Raw genomic sequence first — 13,535 nt, 5'->3', positions numbered from 1 at the left:
TTGCTCGACTTATGCGTTTGCTGCTCATAAAAAACCGGCCTTGTGCCGGTTTTTTAATGCGTCAGTGATCTGTGCAGACGCGTCTGCGCTAGAGCCCCATCTGCTTGCTGATGATCTCGTTCATGATCTCGCGTGAGCCGCCGCCAATCGAGAGAATCCGATTGTCACGGTACAAACGTTCGACCAGGCTCTCGCGCATGTAACCCATGCCGCCGAGAATCTGCACGGCGTCATAAGTAATCTTGTCGGCAATATCAGTGGCAAAGTTCTTCGCCATCGAGATCTCCTTGACCACGCTTTGCCCCGCCGCCATTTTCGCCGCTTGCCGGTAAGTGAACTCGCGTGACACCTCAAGCTGAGTGGCCATCTCTGCCAGCCGATGCTTGAGCACCTGAAACTTGCCGATCGGCTTACCAAACGCTTGCCGCTCGCGCGCCCACGCCATCGACTCTTCAAACGCCAGTTGCGCGGTCATGTTGGCCATGATCGCCAGTGAAAGGCGCTCGCTCTGAAAATTCGCCATGATACCGGCAAAGCCCATGTTCTCGGCTCCGATCAGGTTGTCGACCGGCACCCTGCAATCATCGAAGAACAGCTCTGCCGTATCAGACGCCCACCACCCCATCTTTTTCAACTGGCGGCCCACGGTGAAACCTGGCGTGCCCTTCTCGATCAATAACAGGCTGACACCTGAAAATCCCTCACCCCCGGTGCGCACCGCGACAGTGTAATAGTCGGCGCGCACACCACTGGTAATGAAGGTCTTGCTGCCGCTGACCCGATAAAACTCACCGTCACGCACGGCGCGGGTTTTCAGGTTTGCCACATCAGAGCCGCCAGAGGGTTCGGTCACCGCCAGCGCCATGATTTTCTCACCCGCCAGCACCTGCGGCACCACCTGATCACGAATGGCCGGCTTGGCCCACTTGAGTACGGGCGGCAAGCCGATATCCAGAGATCCCAGGCCCGCAACCAGCCCACCCGAACCTGAACGCATCAGCTCCTCACTGGCGGCCACCTTGGCAAAAATATCGCCTTCGTGGCTGCCGCCGAAGCGCTCGGGGTAACCAATACCCAAAATCCCTGCTGCACCCGCCTTGCGATAAAGCTCACGGGGGAAGCCACCGGCCTCCTCCCAATCGTCTACGTGCGGCAGGATTTCACGCTCAACAAAGCGGCGTACCGAGTCGCGCACGAGGGTGTGGGAGTCATCGAAATAATCTTGCAAGGCTGACATGGCGGCTGCTCGCTGAGGTTTTCCAGACCATACCTAGCGCTTGCTTGGTTAGCAAGATGATAAAACGGCCAGATGCCCCGCTGTTTTTTACAGACACAGCCTGACTGAACGCCCGTTTAAACGCAGGTTTCAGTGGCGCAATTGCCAAGCTGGCGAAAGCAAATGCCGGGTTTTGGTTACAGAACGATTGGGCGGCGACCAGAGAATGCATGGGCAAGCGTACCGCCATCGACCAATTCAAGCTCGCCACCGAGCGGCATGCCATGGGCAATACGCGAAGTGACAAGGCCCTTATTGGCCAGCAACTGTGCAATGTAATGCGCGGTAGCCTCGCCTTCCACTGTCGGGTTAGTGGCCAGAATAATCTCGACGAAAGTGCCTTGCTCGATACGCGCCAGTAACTCGGGGATGCCAATGGCTTCAGGCCCAAGACCGTCCAGCGGCGACAAATGCCCTTTGAGGACAAAATAGCGCCCGCGAAACCCTGTTTGATCAACGGCGTAGACATCCATCGGGCCTTGCACAACGCACAACAGATTGTCGTCGCGGCGCGGATCGAGGCAGATTTCGCAGACCTCGTCTTCGCTAAGCGTACGACAACGTTTGCAGTGCCCTACGCCTTCCATCGCCTGCGTCAGCGCCTGAGCAAGGCGTAAGCCGCCACTGCGGTCACGCTCGAGCATCTGCAAGGCCATGCGCTGGGCCGTTTTCTGGCCAACGCCGGGCAGAATGCGCAGTGAATCGATCAGGTGACGAATCAGGGGACTGAAGCTCATGCAGTTTCTCGGTCGCAGGGGAAGTATGAAAATCGCGTTGCAGCATCGTTCGTGTCAGGGCGACACGCTGCACAAGTGGTCGGCGTGAATCCGCCGCCCTTGTGCCAGATACAGGTACGGCTGCCGTGGCAGCCACACCCGTAGCACTTTTTAGAACGGCATTTTGAAACCGGGTGGCAGTTGCATGCCTTCGGTCATGCCGCCCATTTTCTCTTTGCTGTTGGCTTCAACTTTGCGCACGGCATCGTTGACTGCAGCGGCGATCAGGTCTTCAAGGATTTCCTTGTCTTCCTGCATCAAGCTGTCATCCAGGCTCACGCGCTTGATGTCGTGACGACCAGTCATAACAACGCTGACCAGGCCGGCGCCGGATTGACCGGTGACTTCGGCGTTAGCAAGTTCTTCCTGCATCTTCGCCATTTTTTCTTGCATCTGCTGCGCCTGCTTCATCAGGCCGGCCATGCCACCTTTCATCATGGTGTTGTCCTCGTAATCAGGGGGTAATAATAGGGTCTATGGGTTCAATACTATCGGCACGAATGACCGCAGTGAACTGCTCAATCATTTGCTGGACGAGCGGATCGTTATGGATCGACTCCTCAGCTTCGCGCTGGCGATTGGCACGTTTGCGCGAAGCCGCCTGAGCAGGTGTTTCCTGTTCAGGCTTAATCAATTCGATGTGCAGCTTGAGCTCGCGCCCCTGCTGCTGGTTGAGCGCGTCATTCAGGCGGCGTTGCTGGGTCGGATTAAACAACGCGCTGTGCGCAGGATCCAGGTGCAACAGCCAGTTGTCGCCTTCAACCGAAATCAGCGTGCAGTTAGCGCCAATGCTGCCGGTCATGCCGGCCAGGCCCAACTTGGGGAACAGCTCCAGCCACTCAGCGGCAAGACCAGTGGCGGGCACCGCAGCCGCTGATGGCTCAGGCGCCTCGATCACTTCGGGTTCAATCGCGCCGAAGTCATAATCCATTGATTCTGCGTCCATCTCGACGTAGTCGTAATCACCCAACGGCGGCTCGTCATCCGCATCGTTGTCTGGCAATTGTGCAGCCTCGATCACCACGGCTTCTTCGGTGACAACCGCGACAGTCTCGACGTGCAGCTCTTCAACAGGCTCGCTCGCAGCCTCAGCGACGATCTCCGGCGTTTTCACTGCAACGCCATCATCTGCAGGCGCTGGATCAGAAACGCTCTCCTGAACAGCCTCTGCTGGCGTTGGAATAACAGGCGCTGCAACCGCTGCCGGCTCTTCCCAAGGCAAATCAACCACTGGCGCAGACGCTTCTGGCAGGGGTTGCGGCGCCGCCACGGTTGGCGCCGGCGCTACAGCCGCCACGCTCGCAGCAGCAACGGGCTCAGGCTCAGCAACTGCTGGCTGAGGCGGTACGGCAGCCGGCGCCGCAATAGCAGCGCCGGCCACTGAGTCGCTTGGGGGATTAGCAGTGGCCTGGCTAATCCCGAGCGGCTTTAGCGAAAGCCTGGGTGCGTCCGCTGAATCAGCGGGCCTGAAAGCGAGCATTCGCAGCAGGACCATCTCAAACCCGCTGCGCGGGTCCGGCGCCAAGGGCAGGTCACGGCGACCGATAAGGCCCATCTGGTAGTAAAACTGAATATCTTCGGCCGGTAATGCACCCGCCAGCTCAAGCACCCGATCGCGGTCGCCGTAGCCATTGTCGACCGCATCCGGCAGCGCCTGAGCGATTGCTACGCGGTGCAAGACGTTGAGAATCTCGCTGAGTACGCCATTCCAGTCCGGCCCCTGTTCAGCCAGATGCCGAACCGCGTCAATAACGCCGCGCGCATCGCCCTCAAGCAATGCATGCAACACGCCATACACCTGACCGTGGTCGAGAGTGCCGAGCATGGCCCGCACATCAGCAGCCAGCACCTTGCCCTCACCAAAGGCAATTGCCTGATCGGTGAGGCTCATGGCGTCACGCATCGAGCCATCGGCAGCACGGCCGAGCAACCACAGCGCGTCTTCTTCGAACGGAATGGTTTCAGCCGTCAATACATGGCTCAAGTGCTCGACCACACGCTCGGGCGGCATGTTCTTCAACGAGAACTGCAGGCAGCGCGACAGGATGGTGACCGGCAGTTTTTGCGGATCGGTCGTCGCCAGCAGGAATTTAACGTGCGGCGGCGGCTCTTCCAGGGTTTTCAGCAGCGCATTGAACGAGTGCGACGACAGCATGTGCACTTCGTCGATCAGGTAGACCTTGAAGCGCCCACGGCTCGGCGAGTACTGCACGTTGTCGAGCAACTCACGGGTGTCTTCAACTTTGGTCCGGCTCGCGGCGTCGACTTCGATCAGATCAACAAAGCGGCCCTCGTCAATCTCTTTGCAGATCGAGCAGGTTCCGCACGGCGTGGAGCTGATACCGGTTTCGCAGTTCAGGCATTTGGCGATAATCCGCGCAATCGTGGTTTTACCCACCCCGCGGGTGCCCGTGAAAAGATAGGCGTGGTGCAACCGCTGGCTATCCAGGGCATTGATCAGTGCTTTGAGCACATGCGTCTGGCCAACCATTTCGCGGAAGGAGCGCGGACGCCACTTGCGTGCAAGAACCTGATAACTCATCGAAACCCGTCATGAGATGAAAGCAAAAGTGGGCTAATCCTAACGGAGCGACCCGCAAATTGCATCCAATCAGCCGCTTCTTGATTCACAGAAAATACAACTGGCTATTTTTTACACAGACACGTACAATCCGCCTGTTCGTACCAAGCTGTAAGTCAATAAGGCACCGGATACTGCTGTTGGAACTCAACAACACTGTCCACCCCCTCCGATGGAACCCTGGTAAAAAGCGCATACGCCTATCAAGCGATGCCGCACAGCTTTCTACCTGACCCAATCTGATGACTATTCAGGATGTCTCGCCTCAGCGACGACGCAAACCTGCATCCGAAGTACTGACCCGATCCCGGCGATTTCGCCCAATGGTCGTGTAACTTCGCTCCATATGAAAAAAAGTATCTGACCAGAAACCGTCAGTGCTCTGGAGCTTTACTCTGCGCACGAAGCGCTTTTGCTTTAGGAAACACCCAAAAAATGAATACACAAACTCAAATTCAGGTTGCCATTAGCACCCTAGCCAGCGCATTTGCGCCACTCGACTGCCATATCCTTGCTGCACGCAAAGGCAGTTTCAGCTTCACCATTGTCGACAATGCCGGCATTGCCAAGCACAGCCAGCGCCTGTACCCGGGCCAGTACTCGGCTGACTCGCTGGAGCAGGTAATTGCCAAGGCGCGCCAGTCACTCAGCGCCTAAATTATGGCCTGCTGAACTTTAGGCGTAGACTGGGGGTCTGTTTGTTACCCCCAGGATGGAGCCCAGTGAATGGACAGCACCAAACGCGAATTTGTCGAACAACTGTTTTCACCCCTCAAGGCCAATTTCAGCTTGCCACGACCCGATAGCAGCATTGTGCTATCGCTCATCGATGACAGCGAAACCACTGTTTACAGCCGCGTACTGGGTGCAGCTCAATTGAATGACACACAGGCTTTCGCCCAGAGCCTCGAAGAGATCCGCCTGGAACTGGCCGTACGTTCCGGCAACATTCCGGCAGATCTGCGTAAATCCTTGAAAGAGCAAGACAGCGTTCTCAGCTATCACATAGCCTGATTCCGCCAGCCAAAAGCCACAACAGTTCGCTGTTGTGGCTTTTTTATTGCCCGCAGGAAAGCGCAAGCTGATAGCGGCCAACCGCCCTGCTTCGCACAGACAATCCCAAGTGCGTCGCGCCAACCCCAACCTGCGGCGCCTTTCATGCAGCCATAAAAAAACCCGAACCTTTCGATTCGGGTTTTCTCGTTAGCTTACGCGGGCCTGATTAGCTGGCCCTGCGCGAGGACTGAACTGAATCAGTCTTCGCGGTAACGGCGCAGCTTCAATGGCTTACCAGCAACACGGGTGTCCTTGAGCTTGGCCAGCAAGCGCTCCAGGCCGTCTTCCGGCAGTTCAACGAGACTGAAGCTCTCGCGGATCTGGATGCGACCGATTGCGTCACGCGCAAGGCCGCCTTCGTTGAGGATTGCGCCCAGCAGGTTCTTGGCAGCAATACCGTCACGCGCACCCAGCGCGGTACGGCAACGTGCACGGCCTTCGCCCAGCGGCATTGGCGCACGACGCTCGCGATCGGAACGAACCGGACGCTCGCCACGCTCACCGCCACGATCGCTGCGCTCACGCGGACCGCTGTTTGGAACCAATGGCTGCTCTTTCTCGACGTCAGCCAAAGTCAGCGCCTGACCATTGGTGGCCTTGCGCAGCAATGCGGCAGCCAGAGCACGCGGCGAGCAACCGATGTCTGCAGTCAGACGATCAAGCAAATCACCGTGGCTGGCCTCAGCGTCAGCAACCAGAGGTGCCAGGCTGGTGGTCAGCTTCTTGATGCGTGCATCGAGAACTTGCTGAGCGTTCGGCAGCTTGACTTCGCCAACTTTCTGCCCGGTAACACGCTCGATAACCTGCAGCATGCGACGCTCACGCGGCGTTACCAGCAGCAATGCGCGACCTTCGCGACCGGCACGGCCAGTACGGCCGATACGGTGAACGTAAGACTCTGGGTCGTACGGCATGTCTACGTTGAAAACGTGAGTGATGCGCGGCACGTCGAGGCCACGAGCAGCTACGTCGGTTGCGACTACGATGTCCAGACGACCGTCTTTCAGCGAGTCGATAACGCGCTCACGCTGGTTCTGGGCGATGTCACCGTTCAGTGCAGCAGCCTTGTAGCCTTTGGCTTCCAGCGCGCTTGCCAGATCCAGAGTGGCTTGCTTGGTACGCACGAATGCGATCAGCGCATCAAACTCTTCAACTTCGAGCAAACGCAGTACGGCGTTAACCTTCTGGTCAGCGTGGATCAACAGGTGAGCCTGCTCGATACGCGCAACGGTTTGGGTCTTGGCCGCGATTTTGATGTGCTGCGGATTGCGCAGGTGCTTTTCAGCAATGGCGCGAATCGAGTGCGGCAGAGTGGCCGAGAACAATACTGTCTGACGAGTTGCTGGCATGGCCTGGAAGATAACTTCCAGATCGTCCATGAAGCCCAGCTTGAGCATTTCGTCGGCTTCATCGAGCACCAGGTGCTGAATAGTCGAGAGTACTTTCTCGTCGCGGCGCAGGTGGTCAACCAGACGACCCGGCGTTGCCACGATAACCTGGGCACCCTGACGAATTGCTTTCAACTGCGGGCCCATCGGGGCGCCACCGTAAACAGCAACAACGTTAAGGCCAGGCAATTGCTTGGAATAGGTTTCGAAAGCCGTTGCAACCTGCAGAGCCAGTTCGCGGGTCGGCGCCAGAATCAGAGCCTGTGGCTCACGCTTGCTGATGTCGATACGGCTGAGCAGCGGCAAAGCGAATGCGGCTGTTTTACCGGTACCCGTCTGCGCCTGACCGATCATGTCCTGGCCGGCGAGAATAACTGGGATGGCTTGTTGCTGAATTGGCGATGGCTCTTCGTAGCCCACTGCAGTCAGTGCTGCAAGAATACTTGGGTGAAGTCCGAGCGCGGCGAAGCCGCCGATTTCCTGGGTCATGGGTCTGCCTCTAAGTGCATCCGCAAAGACCCATGTTCCAAAGCTGCGCATGCCGTGTAAGACCGTGAAGTCACCCTGGCAGCCCTGTCGGCGGGGATTTGCGAAAACGTAATGATTAAAGTGAATCGTCTAGGATAGCCCGCACTTTGCGGACTGGCTGCCGAAGATAGCCTTCGGGCGCGTTGCACTACCTGAACGTGGCCATAAATTGACCGGCGCGCACTATACCGGAAAAGCTGATCAATGTGATGATTTTCGTCTATTTATTAATAAGCTACCGCTAAACGGTCATAACTTGATCAATCCCCGCCTGCGTTTGGACAAGGCTTGCCAGTGACGCTATACCGTTTGCAGGACCTTTACCCGCCGAGAGCCCGCCAATGAATGCCAGCAGCAAAGGCCGAGTCAGTCGCGAAAGTCGTGGTGCCGTCATGCTTATCGGGCTGGATCGCGCCAGCAAACGCAATGCATTTGACCTTGAGATGCTCAACGACCTCTGCCTCGCCTATGGAGAGTTCGAGCGCGATGCTGCGCTGCGGGTTGCCCTGGTATTTGCTCACGGCGAACATTTCACGGCAGGGCTGGATCTGGCCAAGGTCGCCGCGACATTTGCCGCTGGCTGGCAAATACCGCCAGGCGGTTGTGATCCGTGGGGCGTATTCGGCGGGCCACGGGTCAGCAAACCGGTAATCGTCGCCGTACAGGGCTACTGCTACACCATCGGCATCGAACTGATGCTGGCCTCCGACATTAATCTCTGCGCGAGCAACACGCGCTTCGCCCAGCTTGAAGTGCAACGCGGGATCTTCCCTTTTGGCGGCGCCACGTTGCGCATGCACCGCGTTGCCGGCTGGGGCAACGCCATGCGCTGGCTGCTGACCGGTGACGAATTCGATGCTCACGAAGCTCAGCGCTGTAATCTGGTGCAGGAGGTCATGGCCTCGGAAGACTTATTACCGCGCGCCTTGTGGTTAGCCGAGCGAATCGCCAAGCAGGCGCCGCTCGGTGTTCAGGCAACGCTGGCGTCAGCGCGTCAGGCGCTCAAAGAAGGTGAAGCCGCAGCGGCCGCTGACTTGCACCCTACGGCAGCCAAATTAATGGCCAGCGAGGATGCCCGCGAAGGCTTGAATTCGATGCTGGAGCGGCGCGAAGGCCAGTTCACCGGCAAGTAGCGCACGGTTATTAGAAAGAACAGGCTCAGGTCGCCGGGCGAATCTGCTCGATCAGTGACTGCAATGAATAGCCGAGCGTTGGCGCAAGCATTTCGGCGCGCCACTGCAACTCGCCGAAATCCAGCGTTTGCTCAAGATCGGCCGGCACCAGCAGCACGACATTGCCCTCTTTCACCGGGCACTCCCAGTAATGACGGTTATACAGCCCGCGCAGCAAGGCAGCGCCAAGCGGTTTACCATCGTCACCGGCCCACTGATTGATCACCAGCCAACCGCCCGGGTTGAGTTTGCGCTGACAGTCCTCCAGAAAGCGCCATGCCAGATGCGCTACGCCGGGGCCGTGATCGGTATACAGGTCGACAAAGATCAAATCGGCCGTCTCGGCACTCGGCAACAAATCCAACGCATCTCCCACGCGCACAGTCAGACGCGGGTCATCTTCAAGGCCGAGATATTCCATGGCCAGGCGCGGCACATCGGGACGCAACTCGATGGTTTCGACATCATCCAGCGGCAAGTACTTGAGGCAGGCCTGGGTCAGGTTACCGGCGCCCAACCCCAGAAACAGCGCGCTTTCTGGCTGCGGATGGCACAACGCGCCAATAAACATGGCGCGCGTATAGTCGTACTCAAGCCAGCTGGGGTCTGCCATGAATACACAGCTTTGCTCGATTGCATCGCCAAATTCCAGAAAACGGTAGGCACCGATCTCAACCACGCGAATGGTTCCAAACGCGTCCTTGACCTCGGCAAGCAACACCTCATCCTGCATTTCTTCGACTGGGGGCAAACCCGGCATTGCATTGACTCCACCGTGACAAAGGCGACCACAGGTCACCCGGGAAAGGCGTCAATTGTCATTGAACCGAACCCCCAAGGTCACGCAATAATTAACCATCGACGACTGGCCCCAAAACCAGCGTGCCAAAATAACAATAAGCGCCCTGTTTGAATGCCGCGCAATGCGCCGCAAACACTGCGCAATGATCAATGAGGAAAGTTATGTACGCCATTATCGGCGCAGGCCCAATGGGGCTGTGCACAGCCCGTCAGCTAAAGAAGCACGGCATCGACTTTGTCGGTTTCGAGCTGAACAGTGATGTCGGCGGCTTGTGGGACATCGATAATCCGCACAGCACCATGTACGACTCTGCTCATCTGATCTCCTCCAAATCGACTACCCAGTTCAGCGAATTTCCGATGCGTGACGAGGTAGCGCCCTACCCGCACCACAGCGAAATGCGCCGCTATTTCCGTGATTACGCCGATCACTTCCAACTCAAGACGCACTACCAATTCAACACCCGCGTGGTTGAGGTAAACCGTCTGGAGCGTGGCTGGCAGTTGATCAGCGAGCAGAACGGCGTGCGCCGCAACTGGCAGTTTGACGGGGTGCTGATCGCCAATGGCACGCTGCACAAACCCAACAGCGTCAGCCTGCCCGGCGACTTCGACGGCCAGGTCATGCATTCCAGCGAATACCGCAGCGCCGCCGTATTCGAAGGCAAGCGTGTATTGGTTGTCGGTTGTGGTAACTCTGCCTGCGACATTGCCGTAGATGCCGTGCACCGCGCTGCCTCAGTCGATATCTCGGTTCGTCGTGGCTACTACTTCCTGCCCAAGTTCATTCTGGGCAAACCCACCGACACCTTTGGCGGCGCAATCAAATTGCCGCGCCCCCTCAAACAGCGCCTCGACGGCCTGCTGGTGCGTGCGCTGGTAGGCAAGCCATCGAGCTATGGCTTGCCCGATCCGGATTACAAACTCTATGAATCGCACCCGGTGATGAACTCACTGGTGTTGCATTACTTAGGTCATGGCGACATCAAGGCACGCCGCGACATCAGTAAGGTCGACGGCAAACAGGTGACCTTCACCGACGGCGAACAGGGCGAATATGACCTGATCCTGCAAGGCACAGGCTATAAGCTCGACTACCCGTTTATTGACCGCGCCCATCTAAACTGGCCGGAAAAGGCCGGGGCGCCGCAGCTTTACCTCAACGTGTTCCACCCGCAATACGATGACCTGTTCATGATGGGCATGGTTGAGGCCTCAAGCCTGGGCTGGCAAGGTCGCGATGAACAGGCCGAATTGGTGGCCCTGTATATACGACAGTTGCAGCAAGGCGCGGCGTCAGCCAAGGCACTGCAACAGACCAAGCGCGAGCGCGCCAGTATTCGCCTCGACGGCGGCTACAACTATCTGGACCTGGAACGCATGGCCTACTACGTGCACAAAGACACCTATCGCGCCAGCATTGCCGAACACACAGCGCAACTCAACGCTGATCTCGACCACAATGGCGCTACCTACGCCACCCGTAGCGCGGTGTAAGGATCAGCATGGAAACGGTGAACATTCAATTCGACCCATCGAGCCTGGTGCTGCTCAATCTGATCCTCGCGGTGATGATGTTCGGGGTCTCGCTGGAACTGCGCGCAGATGACTTCAAAAGCATTCTGCGCTCGCCCAAGGCTCCGGCAATCGGCCTGATTGCGCAGTTCATTCTGCTGCCTGCCCTGACCTGTCTGGGATGCTGGGCATTCAATGTCGAGCCGATGTTGGCGCTGGGCATGGCGCTTGTCGCCGCCTGCCCCGGCGGTAGCTTTTCAAACATCATGACGTGGATGGCCCGCGGCAACGTCGCGGTCTCGGTGAGCATGACCGCTGTGTCCAGCGTGGCGGCAAGCGTGCTGACGCCGATCAACTTCGGTTTATACGCCTGGCTAAATCCACACACCCGACCGCTGCTCACTGAAATCTCGATGGACCCACTGAGCCTGCTGCTCATGGTGTTGATGGTTTTGGGCTTGCCCCTGTTGGTCGGTATGTACGTTGGCAAACGCTATCCGGGCTTGTCGAAACGCATCGAAAAACCGCTGCGGGTCTTTGCCTTGCTGGTCATGCTCAGTTTTGTCGGCCTGGCCTTTGGTAAGAACTACGCGCAATTCATTGCACACTTCCATCTGTTCTTCTGGCTGGTGGTTATTCATAACGCGCTGGCATTGAGTACCGGCTACCTAAGCGCGCGCCTCAGCGGCCTGCCCGCCGCCGATCGCCGAGCGATTACCCTTGAAGTCGGCATCCAGAACTCGGCGCTGGGGCTGGTAATTATCTTCACCTTCTTCCCGCAGGCGACCGGAATGCTGCTGATTGCAGCCTTCTGGGGTTGCTGGCATCTGGTCACCGGCCTGGGCCTGGCGTTTTTCTGGTCACGGCGTCCGCCGCCCACCCCGAGCATAACCCTGCAACCGTTGAGCCCAATCGGAGAGAAATGATGAATGTGGTACTGATTACCGGGGCTGCCAGCGGCCTCGGCTGGGAGCTTGCGCGCGCGTGTCACGCCCGTGGCGATGCATTGGTCCTCACCGATATCAATGCGGCGGGGCTGCACGAGCGCATGGCTGAACTGGGTAACGAGCAGATCATCGGCATTGCCGGCGACATTACCGACCCGCAATTGCACCAGCAGCTCATCGCCGCCTGCAGCGAGCGCTTTGGCAAACTCGACGTACTGATCAACAACGCCGGGATTACCCATCGTTCGCCCACGGTCAAAACCGATCCTGCGGTATTTCGCAAAGTCATGGCGGTTGATTATCACGCGCCGCTGGAACTGACCCTCAGCGCTCTGCCGCTGCTGCGCAAGGCCGGCGGGCAAATTGCTGCAATCGGCTCAATGGCTGGCTGGATGCCTGTGTTGGGGCGCGCCGGTTACTGCGCGGCAAAAAGTGCACTGAGCCAGAGTTTCGAAGTGCTGCGCGCAGAAGTGGCCCGCGACGGAATCGGCATGCTCATGGTCTACCCGAGCTTTCTCGACACCCCGATTGATCGCAATGCACTCGGCGCCGATGGCAAGCCGGCCAACCATGCCCGCTCAACTATCGGCAATATTCGCGGTGCCGACTGGATGGCCAGCCAAATCATCGAGGCGTTGGATAAACGCCAGCAACGCCTGTTTCCCGACCGTGGCAGTTGGCTGGCCAGCTTGCTCTGGCGCATCGCCCCGGCGTTTTACTACCGCAAGATGAGTGCACGCTTCGCTGGAGAAATGGCTTGATCGACTTTATCTGGTTGGCGCTCGGCGCTTTCATTCTGCTGGCGTACACCCTTGAGGCCATTACCGGTTTTGGCAGCATTGTTATCGCGCTGTCGCTGGGCGCCCTGCTGTTGCCGATTGAACAACTGCTGCCGGTACTGGTGCCGCTGAACATCTGCATGACCGGCTACATGACGCTGCGCTACCGCAAACTGATCGACCGCGGTTTGCTGTTCGGCATGATCCTGCCCGGCATGGCCGCCGGCACGCTAATCGGTTACTTCCTGCTGCCGTGGCTCGACGCCAATCTGGCCAAACAACTATTTGGTGTTTTCGTGCTGTTGTTCGCCAGCCGCGAACTCTGGCGCATGCGCCACAGCGCAGTTGCGCGCCCGCGTCCGCTCTGGGTCAACCGCCTGATCACCCTGGCTGCTGGCGTAACCCACGGCCTGTTCGCCTCGGGCGGCCCGCTGTTGGTGCATGCACTAGCAGGCACCAATCTGGATAAATCACGCTTTCGCGCAACCTTGATCAGTGTCTGGTTCAGCATGAACAGCCTGCTGACTGTTGCATTCCTGCTGGATGGCCGACTGCTACCCGCGCTACCGCAAGTTCTCAGCTATGCACCTTTGTTGTTGGTGGGTGTCTGGCTGGGCGAACGCTTGCATAAACGGGTCGACGAAAAACATTTTCGCATCGCCATCTACCTCCTCCTTCTGACCACCGGCGCGCTGCTCAGCTTCCCGCGCTAGCAC

At 58.1% G+C, this 13,535-nt stretch carries 13 protein-coding genes; 7 read left to right on the top strand and 6 right to left on the bottom strand.

Going from position 1 to position 13,535, the window contains the following annotated elements:
* Positions 1-88 precede the first annotated feature (88 nt).
* From BM395_RS09980 to dnaX, 4 genes are all read right to left on the bottom strand, one after another.
* A complete protein-coding gene (locus BM395_RS09980) occupies positions 89-1,237 on the bottom strand; it encodes an acyl-CoA dehydrogenase family protein (protein ID WP_090511266.1) in 1,149 nt (382 codons plus the stop codon).
* A gap of 176 nt (positions 1,238-1,413) precedes the next feature.
* Entirely contained in the window at positions 1,414-2,013 is a 600-nt protein-coding gene (gene recR, locus BM395_RS09975) for a recombination mediator RecR (protein ID WP_069899847.1), read from the bottom strand.
* Positions 2,014-2,163: 150 nt separating this feature from the next.
* A complete protein-coding gene (locus BM395_RS09970; protein ID WP_069899848.1) occupies positions 2,164-2,490 on the bottom strand; it encodes a YbaB/EbfC family nucleoid-associated protein in 327 nt (108 codons plus the stop codon).
* Between the two features lie 16 nt (positions 2,491-2,506).
* Positions 2,507-4,594: a DNA polymerase III subunit gamma/tau gene (gene dnaX, locus BM395_RS09965; protein ID WP_090511264.1), complete on the bottom strand. Its 2,088-nt coding sequence runs from the start codon at positions 4,592-4,594 to the stop codon at positions 2,507-2,509.
* Positions 4,595-5,068: 474 nt separating this feature from the next.
* Between dnaX and BM395_RS09960 the strand changes: the two genes are divergently transcribed.
* Complete coding sequence (locus tag BM395_RS09960; protein WP_069899850.1) at positions 5,069-5,290, top strand: hypothetical protein; 222 nt, start codon at positions 5,069-5,071, stop codon at positions 5,288-5,290.
* Positions 5,291-5,359: 69 nt separating this feature from the next.
* The gene (locus BM395_RS09955; RefSeq protein ID WP_069899851.1) at positions 5,360-5,647 is read left to right on the top strand and encodes a DUF3509 domain-containing protein; all 288 of its coding nucleotides are present in this window, start codon (positions 5,360-5,362) and stop codon (positions 5,645-5,647) included.
* Between the two features lie 239 nt (positions 5,648-5,886).
* On the opposite strand, the gene BM395_RS09950 is transcribed toward BM395_RS09955, so the two are convergent.
* A complete protein-coding gene (locus tag BM395_RS09950; RefSeq protein WP_069899852.1) occupies positions 5,887-7,566 on the bottom strand; it encodes a DEAD/DEAH box helicase in 1,680 nt (559 codons plus the stop codon).
* A gap of 380 nt (positions 7,567-7,946) precedes the next feature.
* Between BM395_RS09950 and BM395_RS09945 the strand changes: the two genes are divergently transcribed.
* Entirely contained in the window at positions 7,947-8,738 is a 792-nt protein-coding gene (locus BM395_RS09945) for a crotonase/enoyl-CoA hydratase family protein (RefSeq protein WP_090511262.1), read from the top strand.
* A gap of 25 nt (positions 8,739-8,763) precedes the next feature.
* Here BM395_RS09945 and BM395_RS09940 read toward each other — a convergent pair whose 3' ends face one another.
* A complete protein-coding gene (locus tag BM395_RS09940; RefSeq protein ID WP_090511261.1) occupies positions 8,764-9,537 on the bottom strand; it encodes a spermidine synthase in 774 nt (257 codons plus the stop codon).
* A 203-nt stretch (positions 9,538-9,740) separates the two neighbouring features.
* On the opposite strand from BM395_RS09940, the gene BM395_RS09935 reads away from it, so the two are divergent.
* From BM395_RS09935 to BM395_RS09920, 4 genes are read left to right on the top strand one after another with little or no spacing between them, the layout of a single operon-like run.
* A complete protein-coding gene (locus BM395_RS09935) occupies positions 9,741-11,075 on the top strand; it encodes a flavin-containing monooxygenase (RefSeq protein ID WP_090511258.1) in 1,335 nt (444 codons plus the stop codon).
* An 8-nt stretch (positions 11,076-11,083) separates the two neighbouring features.
* Positions 11,084-12,019 (top strand): bile acid:sodium symporter family protein, encoded by a 936-nt coding sequence (locus BM395_RS09930; protein WP_090511255.1) that lies wholly within the window; start codon positions 11,084-11,086, stop codon positions 12,017-12,019.
* Positions 12,019-12,801 carry an SDR family NAD(P)-dependent oxidoreductase gene (locus BM395_RS09925; RefSeq protein WP_090511252.1) on the top strand — a complete coding sequence of 261 codons (783 nt, stop codon included), beginning with the start codon at positions 12,019-12,021 and terminating at the stop codon, positions 12,799-12,801. Before BM395_RS09930 ends, BM395_RS09925 begins: the two co-directional genes overlap by 1 nt.
* The gene (locus tag BM395_RS09920) at positions 12,798-13,532 is read left to right on the top strand and encodes a sulfite exporter TauE/SafE family protein (RefSeq protein WP_371850767.1); all 735 of its coding nucleotides are present in this window, start codon (positions 12,798-12,800) and stop codon (positions 13,530-13,532) included. The genes BM395_RS09925 and BM395_RS09920 overlap by 4 nt, the downstream gene beginning before the upstream one ends.
* The last annotated feature ends 3 nt before the right edge of the window (positions 13,533-13,535 follow it).

The organism is Pseudomonas marincola, assembly GCF_900116605.1.
Lineage (GTDB): Bacteria > Pseudomonadota > Gammaproteobacteria > Pseudomonadales > Pseudomonadaceae > Aquipseudomonas > Aquipseudomonas marincola.
Note: the sequence above shows the minus strand (reverse complement) of the source record. Positions and strands in the feature narration are given on the sequence as shown.